The following is a 19,172-nucleotide window of genomic DNA, read 5'->3' as shown; positions in this document are numbered from 1 at the left end:
GGGCGCGGTTTGTAGCTGTGGGAGAGCTAGGCACACGTCGCCGTCGAGGGCTCACACGCGCGCGTGCGCCGGGTTTATAACCCGACAGCGACTAGCGAGTGTAAGTTCCTATGTCAGAGCAGAGCGAATACGGAGCCGGCCAAATTCAGGTCCTCGAAGGCCTGCAGGCCGTCCGTAAGCGACCGGCGATGTACATCGGGTCCACGGACGGTCGGGGGCTCCACCATCTCGTCTACGAGGTCGTCGACAACTCCATCGACGAGGCCCTCGCGGGCTACTGCGAGGAGATCGAGGTACGGATCCACGACGACGGCTCCGTCTCCGTCAGCGACGACGGGCGCGGCATCCCCGTCGACACTCATGAGGAGTACGACCGCCCCGCGCTCGAGGTCATCCTGACGGTCCTCCACGCCGGCGGGAAGTTCGACTCCAAGTCGTACCAGGTCTCCGGCGGGCTCCACGGCGTCGGCGTCAGCGTCGTCAACGCCCTCTCCGAGCGGCTCGAGGTCGAGGTCAAACGTGACGGCGGCGTCTTCCGCCACCGGTTCGCGCGCGGCGAACCCGACGAGGACGGCTTCGAGCGCGTCCGCGACATGGACGCCGGCGAGTCGACCGGGACCGAGATCCGGTTCTGGCCCGACGAGGAGATATTCGAGACGACGGAGTTCCAGACCTCCACGCTCGCGAACCGACTCCGCGAGCTCGCCTTCCTCAACTCCGGTGTCGAGATCCGCCTGGCCGACGACCGCGACGACAGCGAGGAGACGTTCCGCTACGACGGCGGCATCCGCGAGTTCGTCGAGTACCTCAACGAGACGCGCTCGCCGATCCACGAGGAGGTCATCTACTTCGAGGGCGAGACCGACGGCGTCCACGTCGAGGTCGCGATGCAGGCGACCGAGGAGCTCCAGGGCTCCGTCCACGCGTTCGCCAACAACATCAACACCCGCGAGGGCGGCACCCACCTCACCGGCTTCAAGACCGCCCTCACGCGGACCGTCAACGACTACGCCAACGAACAGGGACTCGTCAACGACCTCGACGCCAACCTCAAGGGCGAAGACGTCCGCGAGGGGCTCACGGCGGTCGTCTCGGTGAAACACCCGGACCCGCAGTTCGAGGGGCAGACGAAGACGAAACTCGGCAACAGCGAGGTCCGCGGCGTCGTCGAGTCCGCGACCCACGAGAAGCTCGGCACCTTCTTCGAGGAGAACCCCGACACCGCCGAGAAGGTCGTCCACAAGGCCGCGGAGGCGGCGCGCGCCCGGAAGGCCGCGAAGAAGGCGGAGGAGCTCACCCGCCGCAAGTCGGCGCTGGAGTCGACCGCGCTCCCCGGTAAGCTGGCGGACTGCCAGACCCGCGACCCGACCGAGGCGGAGCTGTTCGTCGTCGAGGGCGACTCCGCGGGCGGCTCGGCCAAGCAGGGCCGGAACCGCGAGAACCAGGCGATCCTCCCGCTGAAGGGGAAAATCCTCAACGTCGAGAAACACCGCCTCGACCGCATCCTAGAGAACGACGAGATCCGCGCGCTGATCACCGCGATCGGCGCGGGCATCGGCGAGGAGTTCGACCTCGACGACGTCCGGTACAACAAGATCATCCTGATGACGGACGCCGACGTCGACGGCGCCCACATCCGGACGCTGCTCCTCACGCTCCTCTATCGGCACATGAAGCCACTTCTGGAGGCCGGCTACGTGTACGCGGCCCAGCCCCCGCTGTACCGCGTCCGGTACCGCGGCGAGACGTACGACGCCATGACCGAGGCGGAGCGCGACCGCATCGTCGAGGAGGAGTGCGACGGCAACCCCACGCAGGTCCAGCGGTTCAAGGGGCTCGGCGAGATGAACCCCGACCAGCTGTGGGACACCACGATGGACCCGACGAACCGCCGGCTCAAGCGCATCACCATCGACGACGCGGCCGCCGCGGACCGCATGTTCAACGTGCTGATGGGTGACGCGGTCGAGCCGCGCAAGCAGTTCATCAAGGAGCACGCGACCGAAGCGGAGTGGGTGGACATATGAGCTCGGAGACTCCCGACGCCGACCCCGGCGACGTCCGCGCAGCGCAGGTGACGAACGCCCGCATCGAAGACGAGATGGAGCAGTCGTACATCGACTACGCGATGTCCGTCATCGCGGGTCGCGCGCTCCCCGACGTGCGCGACGGGCTCAAACCCGTCCACCGCCGGATCCTCTTCGCGATGAACGAGGCGGGCGTGACGAGCAACTCCGCGCACCGCAAGTCCTCCTCCGTCGTCGGCGAGACGATGGGCGATTACCACCCGCACGGCGACAGCGCCATCTACGACACCCTCGCCCGGATGGCGCAGGACTTCTCGATGCGCTACCCCTTGGTCGACGGGCAGGGGAACTTCGGCTCCGTCGACGGCGACCCGCCGGCCGCGATGCGGTACACGGAGGCCCGGATGGCCCCCATCGCCGAGGAGCTCATGGCGGACATCGAGCGCGACACCGTCGACTTCCAGGCGAACTACGACGACCGCCTCGAGGAGCCGGAGGTGCTGCCCGCGGCGTTCCCGAACCTGCTCGTCAACGGCTCGTCGGGTATCGCCGTCGGGATGTCGACGAACATCCCGCCCCACAACCTCGGCGAGGTGATCGACGCCACCGTCGAGCTGATAGAGACCCCCGACGCGACCGTCGAGGATCTGATGGAACACGTCAAGGGGCCGGACTTCCCGACCGGCGCGAACATCGTCGGGCGGAACGCGGTCCACAAGGCGTACAAGACGGGGCGCGGACGGATCCGCGTCCGCGCGGAGTTCGAGGTCCACGAGGAGGAGGGACGGATCGTCATCAGCGAGCTCCCCTTCCAGCAGAACAAGTCGCGGCTCGTCGAGCGCATCGCCGAGGACGTCAACGAGGGCGCGATCGAAGGGATCCGCGACCTGCGCGACGAGTCGGACCGCGACGGGATCCGGATCGTCGTCGAGCTCAAGCGCGACGCGATGGCGGAAGTCGTCAAGAACCAGCTGCTGGAGAGCCACCTCGAACGCACGTTCGGCGTCATCAACCTCGCTCTGGTCGACGGCTCGCCGCAGGTGCTGGACCTCAAGCAGACGCTCGAACACTACGTCGACCACCGCCGCGAGGTGGTGCGCCGGCGCTCCGAACACGAGCTCGCCGAGCGCGAGGACCGCGCACACATCCTCGAAGGGCGGCTGAAGGCCCTCGACAACGTCGACAGCGTCGTCGAGACGATCCAGGACTCCGACGACCGCGACGCCGCGAAGGCCGCGCTGGAGTCGGCGTTCGACTTCACCGAGGCGCAGGCGGCCCACATCGTCCGGATGCAGCTCGGCTCGCTCACGTCGATGGAGACGGCGGAGATCGAGTCGGAGTACGAGGAGGTGAAGGCGCGTATCGAGCGGCTGGAGACGATCCTCGCCGACCCCGCCGAGCTCGATCAGGTGATCGTCGACGAGCTTCAGGAGATCAAAGCCGAGTACGACGACGAGCGCCGGACGAGCTTCATCGAGGACGCGGGCGACGTGACCCACGAGGACCTCATCCCGGAGGAGGAGTGCGTCGTCGTGATGAGCGAGGACGACTACATCAAGCGGATGTCGCTCGACACGTTCCGCGCGCAGAACCGCGGCGGCAAGGGGATCATCGGCACGGGGCTCAAAGAGGGCGACCGCGTCTCCTCGGTGTTCGCGGCCAACTCCCACGACTACCTCCTCGTGTTCACGAACCACGGTCAGATCTACGAGCTGAAGACCTACGAGATCCCGGAGATGTCCCGCACGGCGCGCGGGAAGTCCGCGGTCAACCTCCTCGACCTCGACGACGGCGAGGAGATCGAGTCGGTCGTCAACACCGAGGACTTGGACGACGACGAGTACCTCACGATGGTCACCCGCGGCGGCTACATCAAGCGGACCGCGGTCGACGAGTTCGGGAACATCCGCTCGACCGGGATCCGGGCGATCCGGCTGGAGGACGGCGACGAACTCGTCGACGTCGAGGTGACCGACGGCGACACGGACATCGTCATCGGCAGCCGGGACGGGATGGCGATCCGGTTCGAGGAGTCCGAGGCGCGCGCCATGGGCCGGACGGCCCGCGGCGTGATCGGCATCGACCTCCGCGAGGGCGACGCCGTCGCGGGCGTCGCCGCCATCGACGACGAGTACCACAACTGGGTGCTCACCGTCACCGAGAACGGCTACGGGAAGCGCTCCGACCTCGACGAGTACCGCCCGCAGTCGCGGAACGGGAAGGGGCTCGTCGACATCAAGACCGGCGACCGGAACGGCGAGGTCGTCGCCATCGAGGCGGTGACCCACGGCGACCACCTGATCGCCATGAGCGCCGACGGTCAGATCATGCGGACCCGCGTCGAGGAGGTATCGACGGTGAGTCGCAACACGAAGGGCGTCATCGTGATGAACCTCGACCCCGACGACGAGGTCGCCTCCGTCGACATCGTGCCCGAGTCGATCCACGCCGCCGCGGACGGCGACGACGAGGCGGAGACGGACGACGAGTAGGCACCGCGCTCGGCGGCGTCCGTTCACTTTTCAGGCGCCACCGGTCCTCTGTGCGGGCTTGAACTTCCGTCGCGACGAGCGATGCCCACGGAACGACGCAGCGACCTCGCCGCGGGAATCGGTGCGCTCGCCGGCGCGACTGCCGGCTGCCTCGGACGGAACAGTGCCGAGCCGAGCCGCCTCGACCTGCCGGTCCGCGACGACGGCGACGCACCGGTGGACGTGGCGGGACCGTCGAGGTCGCGGGCGAGTACGCACACCTCCGGCGAGTCCTTCAGGAAAGTTACTTACTGTCGCCGCGAAAATCACCGAGCGAGATGGACGAGTACGAGGGGATAGACGAGGTCGTACACGAACCGAGCGAGGCGTTCGCCGAGTCGACGAACGTCGCCGCGTTCATGCGCGAGTACGGGATCGACGACTACGAGGAGCTCATCGAGCGCACCACCTCGGAGGTCCCGGGCGAGCCCGCGTCGGGCGTCGACTGGTTCTGGGACGAGATCGTCGACTATCTCGACATCGAGTTCTTCACCGACTACGACGCGGTCCGGGACGACGCCGACGGGCCGCAGTTCTCGGACTGGTACCTCGGCGGCGAGGTCAACGTCGCGCACAACGTCGTCGACCGCCACGCTGCCGTCGACTCGCCGAACCGCAACCGCGTCGCGCTGATCTGGGAGGGCGAGCCCGGAGACGTCCGAGAGATCACGTTCCACGAGCTCCGCCGGCAGAGCGACCGCGTCGCGAACTACCTGACCGAGGCGGGGATCGAGACCGGCGACACCGTCGGGCTGTATATGCCGATGGTGCCCGAGGTCGTCTCGATCCTCTACGGCTGCCTGAAGGTCGGTGCGATCGCCGTGCCGATCTTCTCCGGGTTCGGCCGCGAGGCGACCGCGACGCGGATCGACGACGCGGAGCCGTCCGTCCTGTTCACCGGCGACGGGTTCTACCGCCGGGGCGACGGCGTCCGGCTGAAGGAGACCGCCGACGAGGCTGTCGCCGACGCGGGTCACGTCGAGGACGTGGTCGTGTACGACCGGCTGGGGGCGACGCCCGCGGCCGACTCCGCTGACAGCGGGAGCGACGTCGACCCGGTCCCGTGGAACGACGAGCGCGACCGAACTTGGGACGAGGCGGTCGGCTCGCAGCCGTCGTCGTTCGAGACGAAGCGGCTCCCGAGCGACCAGGAGTCCATGCTGCTGTACTCCTCGGGGACGACGGGCGAGCCGAAGGGGATCGTCCACACCCACGCCGGCGTCCTCACGCAGTGCGCGAAGGAGATCCACTTCGGCTTCGACCAGAAGCCCGCTGACCGGTTCTTCTGGGTCTCCGACATCGGCTGGATGATGGGGCCGTGGACGCTGATCGGCAACCACGCGTTCGGCGGCACGGTGGTGATGTACGAGGGCGCGCCCGACCACCCGGAGCCCGACCGCTTCTGGGAGCTGATCGACCGGCACGGGATCACGCAGTTCGGCATCTCGCCGACCGCGATCCGCGCGCTCCGAAAGCACGGGGACGAGTGGGTCGACGAGCACGACCTCTCCTCGCTCCGTATCCTCGGCTCTACCGGCGAACCGTGGGACCCAGAGTCGTGGCGTTGGTTCCACGACGCGGTCGGCGGGGGCGACTGCCCGATAATCAACATCTCCGGCGGGACGGAGATCTGCGGCTGCTTCCTGATGCCGATGCCGAACCAACCCCTCAAGCCCTGTACCCTCGGCGGGCCGGGACTCGGGATGGACATCGACATCGTCGACGAGTCGGGCGAGTCGGTGCGGGAGTCGGGCGAGCGCGGCTATCTCGTCGCGCGCGACTCCTGCCCGTCGATGACGAAGTCGCTGTGGTCGGGCGACGAGCGCTACCTGAACGAGTACTGGTCGACGTGGCCCGACCTGTGGGACCACGGCGACTTCGCGCAGAAGGACGAGGACGGCTTCTGGTTCCTCCACGGCCGCGCCGACGACGCGCTCAACGTCGCGGGGCGGAAGGTCGGCCCGGCCGAGATCGAGGGCGTCCTCATCGACCACGACGCGGTCAATCAGGCTGCGGCCGTCGGCGTCCCCGACGACACCACCGGGACCGCGGTCGTCGCGTACGTCGTCCTCGAACCGGGCGCCGACCCGAGCGACGACCTCCGCGAGGAGCTCCGGGCGCTGGTCGGCGACGAACACGGCAAGCCGTTCCGGCCGCGCGAACTCCTGTTCGTCGAGGCCTTCCCGAAGACGCAGTCGGGGAAGATCATCCGTCGCGCGATCGAGTCGGTGTACAACGACGAGGACCCGGGCGACCTCTCGTCGATGGAGAACCCCGAGGCGCTCGACTCGCTGCGCGACCCGGCCTGAGCGCGGCCCGCCCGACCGCTCGGTCCGCCCTCCGGTCAGGCGGCCGCGTCCGCCACCGCCTCGGCGAGCGCGTCGTAGTCCGGCTCCTGCCCGGCGTTGTCCGCGAGCCAGCGATACGTCACAGTCCCGTCGGCGTCGATCACGAAGACCGCGCGCTGCGCGACGGTCTCCACGCCGTAGTGTGCGAAGTCCTCGACGACGTCGTACGCCTCGACCGCGCGGTGGTCCGGGTCGGCGACGAGCGCGAACGGGAGGTCGTACTGAACGCGGTAGGCGACGAGCGCGTGCGGGAGGTCGGTGCTCACGCCGAACAGCGTACAGTCGTCGCGGTCGAACCCGTCCCGTAGCGCCTCCATCTCGTCGGTACAGGTGTTCGAGAAGGCGGCGGGGAAGAAGGCGAGCACGACCGGCTCGTCGCCGACGTGCTCGGAGAGTTCGAACGGCTCGATGTCGCCGTCCACGACCGATCCGGTGAAGTCTGGGGCGTCGTCGCCGACGTCTGGCATACCGGGTCGTCGTCGGCCGGGCGTATCACCGTTTCGGCGGCGGCACTCGGCCGCCGGCTCGGGTACCGACTCGCGTCGTGTGACGCCGGAGGGCGCCAGATCGGCGAGCCGGGGGGAGAATTAAGTGTACCACCGACGCAGGACAGGTGATGTCCGGCCCTCCACGCCGCCTCTCACGTCGAACGGTGGCACTGCTCACGGCGACCGCATCGCTGACGACGCTGTCGGGCTGTTTCACGGACGACGGCGGAGACGCCCCCCGCGCGGAGACGGTGCTCAGGCTCGACGAGGCCTCGCTGGTCGGCGTCTCAAACGAGTTTAGCACCCCAGTCGACTTCGTCGGACACGCGGGACGGACGGCCGTCCGGACCGCGATCGACGGCGGAGAAGGGACCGTCGACGGGTACTACGGGCCCGGCGTCTCGGCACCGTACGTCGTCACCGACGGCCCCGAGTACTACCGGATCGAAACCGAGACGGTCGATTCCGTCGCGGCACCGGGCTACGCGTACACGGTGGAGGTCGACGCCGTCGACTCCTTCCTCCTCGGTCCCCCGTCGAGCGTCCCCTTCGCGGATCTCCCGGACCACGACCGGGACACGGTCCTCGACGCGCTCGGGGACGCGTCGCTCGTCCACGCCCCGCACTACCCGCCGTTCGGGGTCAAGTTCGCGTACGCGTCCGCCGAGCGGCGAGAGCGCTCGCTGTTCGTCCCCGGGAACGACGACCAGCGGGTCGAGTGGGACGGCGAGCTGCTGCGGTTCGCGTTCGACGGGGAGCGGTCGGTCGAGGTGCGGACCGTCGCCGTCCGCGCCGACCGCGTCGCCTCGTCGCAGCGCGACTTCCGCCGGGCCGTCGGCGAGGAGCGCGGCCGATCGATCGACGACCCGACCGCGGACCAACGCGCGGTCCTCGACGCGGCGATCGACTCGGAGCACGCGGAGGCCCCGCCGCACTCCGACGCGTTCGCGGCCGTCATCGACGCGATCGCGACGGAGGAGGGCGTCGCTCCGCTCGTCCGCTACGACGGTGACTGGTACTTCGTACGGCTCGTGCGTCCCGACTGATTCGGTCCTCTCGGGTGCTGACGACAGATCTCAGCCATTCGCTTACCGAGCGGCGGCGCCGTTCGCTCGCGTTCGCTGCGGCCGTGCGCGGCGCCCGCGCCGACCCGATAAGGCAAAAAGACTATAGTCGCCACAGGGCTAGAGCGGAGTAGAGATGATAAGTGCGATTCCACTGATCGGCGGCATTCCGGCGGGCCCGGAGCTCCTCATCATCCTGCTCGTTCTGGTCCTGCTGTTCGGGGCGAACAAGATCCCGAAGCTCGCGCGGTCGACCGGCCAGGCGATGGGCGAGTTCCGGAAGGGGCGCGAACAGGTCGAAGAGGAGCTGAAAGACATGCAAGATGGCGAGCAGGCGGACTCGACGCTCGACGACGAGGACGACGAGTTCGACGACCTCGAGACCGAGACCGACAAAGAAACCAGCGCGTAAGTCGTCCCCGACGCCGACCGATCACCGCGGTCCCGTTTTCTCCTCCCGTCTTGGGCGCGTGGCCTAGCGGACAGGGCGAGAGGTTCCTAACCTCTCGATCACGGGTTCGAATCCCGTCGCGCCCGTTCCTTCGCCTCGCTCGGCCACGGGCGCGACTGGCTCCACGCTCGCTCACTGCGTTCGCTCGCGTGGATCCCGCCGCGCCCTTTCGTACCGCTTGCGCTCGGATCAGCGTATCCTGTTTGTGATTTAACACCGTGTAGGGGATCTACCGTTTCAGACGATGTACTACGCCGGTCCCTTACCCACCCGACAGAACGAGCGCGCCGCGAGCGTGACGGCACCGACCGCGATTGCGAGCGTCGCGGCGGTGAGGCCCGGGCCGGGCTCGTACAACAGGGGCGGGTGATATCCGAGTCCGTAGTCGACGACGGCGTTCGCGACGCCGAGCCCCAGCGCGGTCGCGAGCGCCCCGCGGGTCGTGCGGCCGAACGCAGGGAACAGGAGCGCGAGCCCGACGAACAACAGGTGCGTCCCGATCACGCCCCAGTAGTAGATCAGCGCGTCGGGCGCGGAGACGTACTGACCGACGGCGAGGTTGAGCGACACCAGCGGCCAGAGCCCGAACTGGACCAGCCAGACGAACGCGACCGTGTGGAGGTACGCGAGTCCGCGAGAGGTGGGCGCGTCCGCGGTGACGCTGCCGCCGCGTCGGACGGTCGGGACGACGCTGGCGAGGACGCCGCCGCCGAGCGCGACCGCGACCGCGGAGTCCGCGTACAGCGGCCAGAGGACGACCGGCACCTCGTCCGCGCTCGGCGCGTAGTACCCGACTCCGACCGCGAACATGAACGCGGTGAACGCGCAGACGACGGCGAGGCTCCGCGGGGTTCCGAGCAGTTCCTCGGCGATCGCCGCCCGGACGCGCCGCCTGACCGCGCGCTGACGCAGTCGGCGGAGTCGCGGGAACCTGTCGGAGCGTGACACGACGGAGGGTCGGCGCGCGGGGGACTAAAATCCGCCCGTCCGCGGTCGATTATCAATCGCGGTGTTTTGCGAGACACCTTTTTCAACGGACCGCGCGTTCCCGGAACTATGAGCGACGAGGATGTCGAACGATCCGCCCTCCAATCTGACACCGGGGGCGGTCGATCGGCGTCCGACGGGTCCGGGTCAGCCGATTCGGACGCGGACCCTGCCGAACCGGAGACGCGAGGCGCTGAGGAGGTATCGACGGACGAGACGGGCGATGCGGACGAAACAGACGAAACGGACGACCGAGCGTTCGAGAACGTGATTTTCGAGGAGGGGGACGGACCGAACGACTGCTCGCCGGTCGTCACCGACCGGTACACGTGGCGGACGCTGCTCGCTGATCGCGGGGACGAGGACGCAGCGGCGCGGGTGTACGCGGACGTGCCGGACGCGCCGGTAGTCCCGGCGGACGCCGTCGCCCTCCACCTGCCGGACGGCGTCGACGGGGTTATCCGAACTGCCGGGGTCGACGAGCCGTTCGCGGCGGACGGCGAGACGGCCGTTCCCGGACACGGCACTCCGGATCGAGGGACGCTCGTCGTCGGTCCCGACGCGGTCGTTCTTAGCGGTGCCACCGTCGTGCCGACCGGCGATCGGCGGGTGACCCCGCCCGCAGCCGCCGCGGGTGAGGACGAGACCGAAGGCGAGAGAGACGGTGCCAACGGCGACGGGAGAGGCGGCGACGGCACCGACGACGCAGAAAGAGAGGGGGTCGATGCCGACGCCGACCCGGACGACGCGACGTTCTCCTTCGAGGACGAACGCGACGGCGTGGAGGCGACATCGAGTCCCGGTGCCGAGACCGCAGCGGCCGCGGAACCGATCCCACGAACCGTCTTCGACCGGTCGGTCGGTCGCGAGGGCGTCTCCGGCGTCGTCGTTGCGCATGGAGCCGATGTCGAGTCGGTCCCGTCCCGCCCGCCGACCCCCGAGGAGTGGGACCGAGTCGCGTTCGATCCGGCGACGCTGCTCGGCTTCGACCCGAGTGAGACGGACTACCGCTTCCGCGCCGCCGCGGCGGTCGGCGACGCCCTCTGGGACCTGTGCGCGGCCCGTTACGACCCCTACTCCGTCCCCGTGTTGAAAGGGTACTACACCTGGGACGACTACCGCGAGGAGTTCTTCCTCGACGAGGACGGGAACCGGCCGACCGAGGAGAACGAGGAGGGAGAGGACGAGCCGCTGTCGTTCACCCACGAGGACAAGACGGAGGCCTTGGGTTTCGACCCCGACCGCACGGAGGAGCTACTCGGCGCGGGCGGCGAGGCCGCGGCCGACCTCGCGGACCTCGTCGACGAGCGCACCGTCGACGTCAACCCGGATCTCGACGAGGACGCCTTCTTCTCGACCGACGGGGGTCACACCACCCTGACGAACCGGTACGACCTGGAGAAGGCGGTGCCGATACAGAAGAAGACGCACTTCCGCGAGGAGGAGCGCTACTGGGTGAACAAGCCGTACGCGTTCGTCATCGTCTTCCGGTCGCGGAAGGAGAACGAGGCGAAGTACTACGTCGTCCAGCCGTACCGGACCGAGATCGAGGCGGACCTCACGGAGTTCCTCACCGGCAAGCTCCGGACCTCGATCAAGTACGCCGACGAGTCGATCGCCGGCGGCGACGAGTCGTTCCGCGAGGAGGTGATAGTCGAGGAGGCGCGCACGCTGCTCGACCGCTACGGGCTCTACGAGGACGAAGGCGACGAGCGGGGGATCGCGGACACGCTGGTCGACCGGTTCGGCATCGACCCGACAGAGGGGATCGCCGGGCGGATCGCGGAGTCACTGGGGTACGAGCCCCCGGTCGAGTCGCCGGCGAACCCGCCGGAGATCAGCGCCCGCCCCGAGCCGGCCGTCCTCGCGGAGGACGCCCGGACCCTCTCGGCGCACCAGGTCGAGAAGCTGTTGTACTACCTCAAGCGGGACTTCGTCGGCTACGAGCGCATCGACCCGATCAAGTACGACATCAACGTCGAGGACATCTCCTGTGACGGCTACAACTCCCCCGTCTTCGTCTACCACTCCGAGTACGAGCAGATCATCTCGAACGTCCACCACGGCACCGACGAGCTGGACGACTTCGTGGTGAAGCTCGCCCAGCGGTCAGGAAAGGGGATCTCGAAGCGCCGGCCACAGGTAGACGCCACCCTCCCGGACGGCTCGCGCGCGCAGCTCACGCTCGGGAGCGAAGTCTCCGACCACGGGACCAACTACACGATCCGCCAGTTCAACGACGTCCCGTTCACCCCGATCGACCTGATCAACTGGAAGACCTTCTCGCTCGACGAGATGGCGTTCCTCTGGCTCTCGATCGAGAACCACAAGAGCCTGATCTTCGCCGGCGGTACCGCCTCCGGGAAGACGACGAGTCTGAACGCCGTCTCCCTCTTTATTCCCTCGAACGCGAAGATCGTCTCCATCGAGGACACTCGCGAGGTAGAGCTCCCCCAGCGCAACTGGATCGCCTCCGTCACCCGTCCCTCCTTCTCCGACGACGACAAGGGCGACATCGACGAGTTCGACCTGCTGGAGGCCGCGCTCCGGCAGCGACCGGACTACATCGTGATGGGCGAGATTCGCGGCGAAGAGGGGCGGACCGCCTTCCAGGTGATGTCCACGGGGCACACCACCTACACGACGTTCCACGCCGACTCCGTGGGCGAGGTGCTCAAGCGGTTCACCACCGACCCGATCAACGTCTCGAAGACGATGTTCACGGCGCTGGACCTGGTCTCCATCCAGACCTCCACCCGCGTTCAGGGCAAGAAGGTGCGCCGGAACAAGTCGATCACCGAGATCAACCACTACGACGCCGAAAACGACGAGATCAACGTCCAAGACGTGTTCCAGTGGCAGGCAGAGACGGACGAGTTCCTCCAGATGGGCGACTCGAACACGCTCGAAGACATCATGTTCGACCGCGGTTGGAGTCGGGCGATGCTAGACGAGGAGCTTCGCAAACGTCGGGTCGTGTTGGCGTACCTCATCGACCGCGGACTCAACAGCTACGCGCAGGTGGCGGCGACGTTTCAGGCGTTCATCAACGACCCGGAGACGGTGCTGGCGCTGATGGCCAACGACGAGCTGGAGCGGTCGCTGGAGGACCTCCGCGAGATGGAGTCGGTGCTCATCAACGTCGACCGCGAGAAAGAGAAGCTGGTCCCCCGTCCGACGCCGGACGCGGCCGGCGAGAAGGAGGCCGCGGAGATACTCGACGCGGCCGAGGACCTGTTCGAGACCTATCGGGGCGACGTGCCGGACTCCGTCGCGGACGCGCTCCTCGAGATGGACCACGCCCGCGACATCGAGGCAGAGTCGACGGGCGACCGCGAGGCGCTCGTCGAGGCGGCCACGGAGGCGACCGCGGCCGACGGAGCGCCGAGCGGCTCGGACTCGGGCCGAAGCGATCCCGTGGAGACGGACCCCGACCCCGCCGCCGACTCCTCGCCGGAGCCGCCTACCGACCCGAGTCACGCCGATTTCGAACGGACTCCAGAAGCGAGCGCCGCTCCCGCCGACGACGGCTCCGGCGCGCCGGGGGACATCGACTTCGGCGAGCCGTTCGATGACGGGGTCGACGTACTCTCGGCCCCGTCGGCGCGGTCCGAGGGGGACGCGTCGACCGACGTGGGCGAGGGGTTCAGCGCCGCCGACCCCGAAACGGACGAGACCGCCGACGCGGAGGCCGACGGCGGCGCGGTCGGTTCCGGCGGCGAGGCGGACTCCGATGACCGTGAGTCGGAGTCCGACGACGCGGAGAGCGCCTCAGCCGACGACGCCGACGGCGCGGCGACCGACGACATCGACGACTGGGGGTTCGGCGCCGTCGAGCCCGCGGAGGAGGGGTAGCGCCGTGTCCGTCGCGAGGGCCGAGCCGTGAGCCTCGACGTGGACGCGGGCGACGGCGGCGTGGACGCGAACGTGCTCGCAGAGCTGTGTTACCCGATATTCGAGCTGCTGTTCGACGCCGACGGCGACTTCGTCGCGGACGTGGAGCGCAAGCTGGCGGAGGCGCGGATGCCGGACCAGGTCGAGATGTACGTCTCGCTGGCGCTGGCCGTCGGCCTCCTCGTCGGCGGGGCGCTCTGGGCGCTCGGCACGCTGGTCGGCTACGGCGTGTTCTCGCTCGGGCTGATCGATCCGGAGGCGCTCTCGCTCGGGATCCCCGCGCCGACGCCGGGCGTTCAGGCGACGCTGCGCTCGCTCGTCGTGCCGACGGCCGTGCTTCTCAGCGGGCTCGTCTTCGGCTCGATCGGCTTCGCGGTGGGATTCGGGGGACTCGTCGCGGTCCCGTACTCGCGGGCCTCCTCGCGGAAGCGCGAGATCAACCTCCTGCTCGCGGATTCGGTGTCGTTCATGTACGCGCTATCGGTCGGCGGGCTCAACCAGCTCGAGATCCTCCGCGCGATGGCGACCGCCGAGGACACCTACGGGGAGGTGTCCCGCGAGTTCCAGAGCATCGTCAACGAGACGGAGTACTTCGGGACCGACTACCGAAACGCGATCCGCCAGCAGTCGCTGGAGACCCCCTCCGACGAGCTCTCGCAGTTCCTCGCCGACATGCTCTCTATCGTCAACTCCGGCGGCGACATGGAGGGCTTCCTGAAGGACAAAAAGGAGAAACACCTCCGCACGTCGAAACAGGAGCGCGAGATGACCTTAGAGACACTGGAGCTGTTCGGCGAGATGTACATGACGCTCTCCCTGTTCCCGCTCCTCCTCATCATCATCCTCGTCATCATGGGGATGATGGGCGAGGCCGACGACCGGCTCCTGTACGTCACGGTGTACCTGCTCATCCCGCTCGTCGGCGTCGGCTTCCTCGTCTTGGTCTCGACGGTGAAACAGGACGACCCGGGCGACGGTTACCTCCAGCCCGACGGCGGGAGCGAGCGGCTCCGGCAGACGAGTCGGGAGGGGCTGCTCCACTTCGGGCTCGTGGAGTCGTTCGTCGGGAGCTTCGGGGTCTTCGACCGCATTCGCGACCGCGAGGGGACCCACAAGACGAGGGAGATCCTCTCGGCGCCGCACATCTTTCTGCGCGAGAACCCGCTGTACACCCTCGCGTTGACCGTGCCGGCGGCGCTCGCATTGGTCGGCGTCGCGGTCGCCGCCGGCTCGGCGCCGACGACGGTCGACGGTTGGATCGCCCGGCCGGTGTGGTCGGCGTTCGTCTGGCTCTACGTGCCCGCCTACGTCGTGATGATCCCGCTCGGGGTATTCTACGAGTGGCACCAGCGCTCGCGGCGGGCGGTGACCGGGAAGCTCTCGGAGACGCTCCGGAAGCTCTCTTCCGCGAACGACACCGGGCAGACGCTGCTCGAATCCGTGCGCACGGTCTCGGACACGTCGACCGGGAAGCTCGCGGAGGAGTTCGAGGTGATCCACGCGAAGGTGAACTACGGCATGAGCCTGCGCGACGCCTTAGTGGAGTTCAACAACTCGTACGCGGTGCCCCGGCTCGCCCGGACGGTGAAGCTGATCGCCGAGGCGCAGGAGGCCTCCTCGCAGATCACGGACGTGCTGACGACGGCCGCGCAGGCCTCGGAGAACCAGGACGATATCGAGCGCGAGCGCAAGTCGCGCACCCGGATGCAGGTGGCGATCATCGTGATGACGTACATCACCCTGCTTGGCGTGATGGCCATTCTCCAGACCCAGTTCATCGACGTGATGGGCGATCTGGTCTCCCAGAGCGACGGCGGCGGGAGCGCCGGCGGGGCGGGGTTCGGCGGCGGCGGCGGCGTCGACCCGGACGTGCTCTCGATGCTCTTCTTCCACGCGGTGACGATCCAGGCGATCCTCTCGGGGTTCATCAGTGGCTACATCCGCGACGCGGAGCTCGTCTCCGGCGTCAAGTACGCCGTGGTCCTGATGACGCTGGCGCTGGGGGTGTGGATCTATGTCGGATGACCGCGCGCAGACGGTCCTCGACTTCGTCGTCGGGATGTCGGTGTTTCTCGTCGCGGTCGGGTTCACGTTCGCGTTCGTCCCGTCGCTTCTGGAGCCGTACGCCGTCGGTGAGGGCGCGACCGTCATCGTCGCCGAGCGCGGCGCCGCGCGGCTCGCGGAGTCGTCGCTCGTCGGCGCCGGGTCGACGGCGACGCTGTCGCACGCCTGTACGGTCGCGTTCTTCAACGGGACGGACCCGGCGACGGCGGCGGATACGTTCGGCTGCGACTGGACGGCGAACGCGGACGACCTCCACGCCGAACTCGGCGTCGACGAGGTCCGCGGGCTCAACCTCACCGTGACGCGGAACGGGACCGTGGAGTCGATCGGATCGGGCGCCGCGAGCGCCCACATGCGCGCCGGCCCCGCGCCGCCGCGGGGCGAGAGCGTCTCCGCCGCGAGCCGTATCGTCGCCATTGACGACCCCAACGACCCGGAGGGGGCGCAGACCTACCGGCTCACGCTCCGGGTGTGGTGAGATGTTCGTTGAACACTTCCCGGACGACCGCGGGCAGGCCCATACGCTGGAGGCGTTCACGGCGGCGCTGCTGTTGGTCACCGGCCTCATCTTCGCGACGCAGGCGACCGCCGTCACGCCGCTGTCGGCGAGCACGTCGAACCAGCACGTCGAGAACCAGGCGTCGATCGCCGCTCAGGACCTGTTGGCGACGACCGAGGAGAGCGGGAACCTGACGGCCGCGCTGCTCTACTACGACAACGGGAGCTTCGTCGGCGGGGGCGACGACGGTATCTACGCGGGCGTGCCGCCGGAGACGCACCCGCTCCACGACCCGCTGACGGAGGCGTTCGGCGAGCGCCAGGTCGCGTTCGACATCGACGTGTACTATCCAGCAGACGGCGGCAACAGGACGACGGACGTCGAGATGGTCGACATGGGGTCGCCGACCGACAACGCGGCGACGGCCAGCATCCGCGTGGCGCTGTACGGCGACGATCGGTTCGGCGCCGACGACCAGTACGAACTCGCGAAGAACGGCTCCAACGAGGGGTACTTCGCCGCCCCGGCGGACGGGACCGGTGAGGTCCTGTACACGGTCGTGGAGGTGCGAATCACCGCATGGCAGATGTGAGTCTCTTCCGCCGCGACGGCCGCGAGGACGCCGACAGCGTCGAGGACCGGGCGCAGATCATCCTCATCACGGGGCTGACGCTCGCGGTCCTGTTCGTCGCCGTCGTCCTCCTGTTGAACACCGTCATCTACACCGAGAACCTCGCGACCCGTGGCGCCGACGCCGGCGGCGCGGAGGCGATCGAGTTCCGCGACGGGGTCACCGAGGATCTCATCGAGATCATGCACCGCGAGCACCGCAACGCGAGCGCCGGCGACGTTGGCGACGAGTTCGACGCGCGCGTCGCGACGTATGCCCGAACGGTCGCCGACCTCCGCGCCCGTGACGGGGTGATAGCCGACGTGACCGTCACGGGCACGAAACCCGGTACCCTGATTTTTCAGAACGAAACGAGCACCGGACTCCGCAACATGACTAACCGCAGCGGGACGACCCCGGACTGGACCGTCGCCAGCGACGTCAACCAAACCCGAGACTACCAGTTGACGGTTGACTCGACGCGCGTCTCGAACGACGAGTCCGGCGCGTTCGCGGTCGTGACCGAGCGGCCGGGCGCGAACTGGTCGGTGACGCTGTCGAACGACGCGCCCGACGCCATCAACGTCACGGTGAGCAACGGGACCGGCAACGGCACCACAAACGTCTCGAAGCGGTTCCCGCACGAAACGGGGGCGAACGTCACGATCGACCTGACCGCCGGGACGGTCGACGGCGATCGATTCTCCCAACTCGTCTGGGCCGAGGGGGTACAGAACGGGAACGATACCTATGACATCCGATACCGGAACGGCGACGAAGCGTTCGGAACGTACAGCTTCGTCATCGACGACCCCGACGACACGGCCTCGGACTGGTCCTCGCGGCCGTACGTCGCCGACGCGCTATACAGGGTCAATGTCGAGATCCGTCACCGGACGCCCGAATTGACCTACGGCGAGGAGGTCCGGCTCGCGCCGGGTGAGCGCGATGCGTGAGGGCCCGGGCGGGACGGACCGCGCCGTGTCCGTCACCGTCGGATACGTCATGACGCTCGCCATATCGACGCTGCTGCTCTCGGGCCTGTTCGTCGCGGGCGGCTCGTTCGTCGAGACGCAGCGCGAGCGCGCGGCGCAGGGCGAACTCACGGTCGTCGGCGAGCGAGTCGCGGCCGACTTGGGCACCGTCGACCGGCTCGCGGCGAGCGCGTCGGCCCGGGGAGAACTCACGGTCAACCGATCGCTGACGCTTCCCGACAGGGCGGCCGGCACCGTCTATCGGATACGCGTGCGCGCCGGCGACACCCGGGGGACGCTCGCGCTCGAAAGCGACCGCACCGACGCGACCGTCGAGGTCCCGTTCCGCACGAGCGATGCCGTCGACGTCCGGAACACGACCGTCGCCGGCGGCGATCTCCGCATCTGGTGGGACCCGGCCGGCGGCGACAACGGCGAAGTGGTGGTGAGCGAGCGATGACGGGGGCAGATCGCGGGGCGGCCTTCCTGACCGCCGACCGCGGCGTCAGCGAGACCGTCGGGTTCGTGCTGGTGTTCGCGCTGATCACGTCCACCATCGCCGTCACGTTCACCGTCGGCCTCGGGGGGCTGGAGGACGCCCAGCTCGCGGAGCGCGACGACAACGTCGAGCGCGCGTTCGACGTCCTCCACGACAACTTCAACGACATCGGCCGGGACGGCGTACCGAGCCGGGCGACCGAACTCCGGCTCGGCGGTGGGCGGCTCGCGTTCGACCGGGTCTCAGAGTTCCGGCTCAACGACACCGGCACGGAGACGGCGATAGTCGAGGGCGGATCGATCACGTACTACGGTGCCGGCGACACCCGGATCGTCTACGAGAACGGCGCGGTCTTCCGGATGGAGGGCAACGACGGCGTGATGGTTAAGGAACCGGACCTGCTTGTCGGGGACACGATTGTCTACTCGCTGTACGGGCTCAGCCCCCCGGCGGAGTCGGTGAGCGGCGACCGGACGGTCCTCGTCGTCGCCGAACGCACGGACCGCGAGGTGGCGATAGACGATCGGACCGCCGACCAGAACGTCACGCTCGCTATCAACTCCACGCAGGCGACGGTCTGGAAGCGGTACTACGACGGCTTCGACGGGGTGACGACGAACATGAGCGGCCCCGCAGACCTCACCGTGACGTTCGCGGCGGACGACTACGATCGGTTCGTCGTTCACCGAACGACCGCCCGCGTCGAGTTCTCCGACTGACCGGGCGTTGAGCGCGC

The 19,172-nt window shown here is 68.5% G+C and carries 14 protein-coding genes and 1 tRNA gene; 13 read left to right on the top strand and 2 right to left on the bottom strand.

What is annotated here, in order from left to right; translation table 11 throughout:
* Window positions 1-110: 110 nt before the first annotated feature.
* From gyrB to EXE52_RS11720, 3 genes are all read left to right on the top strand, one after another.
* Window positions 111-2,027 (top strand): DNA topoisomerase (ATP-hydrolyzing) subunit B, encoded by a 1,917-nt coding sequence (gene gyrB / locus EXE52_RS11735; protein ID WP_089307611.1) that lies wholly within the window; start codon window positions 111-113, stop codon window positions 2,025-2,027.
* Window positions 2,024-4,519 carry a DNA gyrase subunit A gene (gene gyrA / locus EXE52_RS11730; RefSeq protein ID WP_089307612.1) on the top strand — a complete coding sequence of 832 codons (2,496 nt, stop codon included), beginning with the start codon at window positions 2,024-2,026 and terminating at the stop codon, window positions 4,517-4,519. Before gyrB ends, gyrA begins: the two co-directional genes overlap by 4 nt.
* 317 nt (window positions 4,520-4,836) lie before the next feature.
* Window positions 4,837-6,867, top strand: a complete 2,031-nt coding sequence (locus EXE52_RS11720; protein WP_089307613.1) for an AMP-binding protein — start codon at window positions 4,837-4,839, stop codon at window positions 6,865-6,867.
* Window positions 6,868-6,902: 35 nt separating this feature from the next.
* Here the strand turns inward: EXE52_RS11720 and EXE52_RS11715 are convergent, their stop codons facing one another.
* Window positions 6,903-7,373, bottom strand: a complete 471-nt coding sequence (locus EXE52_RS11715) for a redoxin domain-containing protein (RefSeq protein WP_049929476.1) — start codon at window positions 7,371-7,373, stop codon at window positions 6,903-6,905.
* A gap of 149 nt (window positions 7,374-7,522) precedes the next feature.
* On the opposite strand from EXE52_RS11715, the gene EXE52_RS11710 reads away from it, so the two are divergent.
* From EXE52_RS11710 to EXE52_RS11700, 3 genes are all read left to right on the top strand, one after another.
* Window positions 7,523-8,440, top strand: a complete 918-nt coding sequence (locus tag EXE52_RS11710; protein WP_089307614.1) for a hypothetical protein — start codon at window positions 7,523-7,525, stop codon at window positions 8,438-8,440.
* A 154-nt stretch (window positions 8,441-8,594) separates the two neighbouring features.
* Window positions 8,595-8,870, top strand: a complete 276-nt coding sequence (locus tag EXE52_RS11705) for a twin-arginine translocase TatA/TatE family subunit (protein WP_049929478.1) — start codon at window positions 8,595-8,597, stop codon at window positions 8,868-8,870.
* A 52-nt stretch (window positions 8,871-8,922) separates the two neighbouring features.
* Window positions 8,923-8,995, top strand: a tRNA-Arg gene (locus EXE52_RS11700).
* A gap of 163 nt (window positions 8,996-9,158) precedes the next feature.
* Here EXE52_RS11700 and EXE52_RS11695 read toward each other — a convergent pair.
* Window positions 9,159-9,857, bottom strand: a complete 699-nt coding sequence (locus EXE52_RS11695; RefSeq protein WP_089307615.1) for a DUF1405 domain-containing protein — start codon at window positions 9,855-9,857, stop codon at window positions 9,159-9,161.
* A gap of 108 nt (window positions 9,858-9,965) precedes the next feature.
* Between EXE52_RS11695 and EXE52_RS11690 the strand changes: the two genes are divergently transcribed.
* From EXE52_RS11690 to EXE52_RS11660, 7 genes are read left to right on the top strand one after another with little or no spacing between them, the layout of a single operon-like run.
* Complete coding sequence (locus tag EXE52_RS11690) at window positions 9,966-13,751, top strand: ATPase, T2SS/T4P/T4SS family (protein ID WP_089307616.1); 3,786 nt, start codon at window positions 9,966-9,968, stop codon at window positions 13,749-13,751.
* 27 nt (window positions 13,752-13,778) lie between these two features.
* Window positions 13,779-15,815 (top strand): type II secretion system F family protein, encoded by a 2,037-nt coding sequence (locus tag EXE52_RS11685; protein WP_086220380.1) that lies wholly within the window; start codon window positions 13,779-13,781, stop codon window positions 15,813-15,815.
* Complete coding sequence (locus tag EXE52_RS11680) at window positions 15,805-16,332, top strand: hypothetical protein (protein ID WP_089307617.1); 528 nt, start codon at window positions 15,805-15,807, stop codon at window positions 16,330-16,332. Before EXE52_RS11685 ends, EXE52_RS11680 begins: the two co-directional genes overlap by 11 nt.
* Window position 16,333: 1 nt before the next feature.
* The gene (locus EXE52_RS11675; protein WP_089307618.1) at window positions 16,334-16,945 is read left to right on the top strand and encodes a hypothetical protein; all 612 of its coding nucleotides are present in this window, start codon (window positions 16,334-16,336) and stop codon (window positions 16,943-16,945) included.
* Window positions 16,933-17,919: a hypothetical protein gene (locus EXE52_RS11670; protein ID WP_089307619.1), complete on the top strand. Its 987-nt coding sequence runs from the start codon at window positions 16,933-16,935 to the stop codon at window positions 17,917-17,919. The genes EXE52_RS11675 and EXE52_RS11670 overlap by 13 nt, the downstream gene beginning before the upstream one ends.
* Window positions 17,912-18,397 carry a hypothetical protein gene (locus tag EXE52_RS11665; protein WP_089308081.1) on the top strand — a complete coding sequence of 162 codons (486 nt, stop codon included), beginning with the start codon at window positions 17,912-17,914 and terminating at the stop codon, window positions 18,395-18,397. The genes EXE52_RS11670 and EXE52_RS11665 overlap by 8 nt, the downstream gene beginning before the upstream one ends.
* A complete protein-coding gene (locus EXE52_RS11660) occupies window positions 18,394-19,155 on the top strand; it encodes a hypothetical protein (protein WP_089307620.1) in 762 nt (253 codons plus the stop codon). Before EXE52_RS11665 ends, EXE52_RS11660 begins: the two co-directional genes overlap by 4 nt.
* The last annotated feature ends 17 nt before the right edge of the window (window positions 19,156-19,172 follow it).

It is taken from the genome of Halorubrum sp. CGM4_25_10-8A (assembly GCF_005435025.1).
Lineage (GTDB): Archaea > Halobacteriota > Halobacteria > Halobacteriales > Haloferacaceae > Halorubrum > Halorubrum ezzemoulense.
Note: the sequence above shows the minus strand (reverse complement) of the source record. Positions and strands in the feature narration are given on the sequence as shown.

What these genes read in the sequence shown, in the direction of transcription:
- gyrB (WP_089307611.1), top strand. Translation starts at nt 111, where the DNA reads ATGTCAGAGCAGAGCGAATACGGAGCCGGCCAAATTCAGGTCCTCGAA.
- gyrA (WP_089307612.1), top strand. Translation starts at nt 2,024, where the DNA reads ATGAGCTCGGAGACTCCCGACGCCGACCCCGGCGACGTCCGCGCAGCG.
- EXE52_RS11720 (WP_089307613.1), top strand. Translation starts at nt 4,837, where the DNA reads ATGGACGAGTACGAGGGGATAGACGAGGTCGTACACGAACCGAGCGAG.
- EXE52_RS11715 (WP_049929476.1), bottom strand. Translation starts at nt 7,373, where the DNA reads ATGCCAGACGTCGGCGACGACGCCCCAGACTTCACCGGATCGGTCGTG.
- EXE52_RS11710 (WP_089307614.1), top strand. Translation starts at nt 7,523, where the DNA reads ATGTCCGGCCCTCCACGCCGCCTCTCACGTCGAACGGTGGCACTGCTC.
- EXE52_RS11705 (WP_049929478.1), top strand. Translation starts at nt 8,595, where the DNA reads ATGATAAGTGCGATTCCACTGATCGGCGGCATTCCGGCGGGCCCGGAG.
- EXE52_RS11690 (WP_089307616.1), top strand. Translation starts at nt 9,966, where the DNA reads ATGAGCGACGAGGATGTCGAACGATCCGCCCTCCAATCTGACACCGGG.
- EXE52_RS11680 (WP_089307617.1), top strand. Translation starts at nt 15,805, where the DNA reads ATGTCGGATGACCGCGCGCAGACGGTCCTCGACTTCGTCGTCGGGATG.
- EXE52_RS11675 (WP_089307618.1), top strand. Translation starts at nt 16,334, where the DNA reads ATGTTCGTTGAACACTTCCCGGACGACCGCGGGCAGGCCCATACGCTG.
- EXE52_RS11670 (WP_089307619.1), top strand. Translation starts at nt 16,933, where the DNA reads ATGGCAGATGTGAGTCTCTTCCGCCGCGACGGCCGCGAGGACGCCGAC.
- EXE52_RS11665 (WP_089308081.1), top strand. Translation starts at nt 17,912, where the DNA reads ATGCGTGAGGGCCCGGGCGGGACGGACCGCGCCGTGTCCGTCACCGTC.
- EXE52_RS11660 (WP_089307620.1), top strand. Translation starts at nt 18,394, where the DNA reads ATGACGGGGGCAGATCGCGGGGCGGCCTTCCTGACCGCCGACCGCGGC.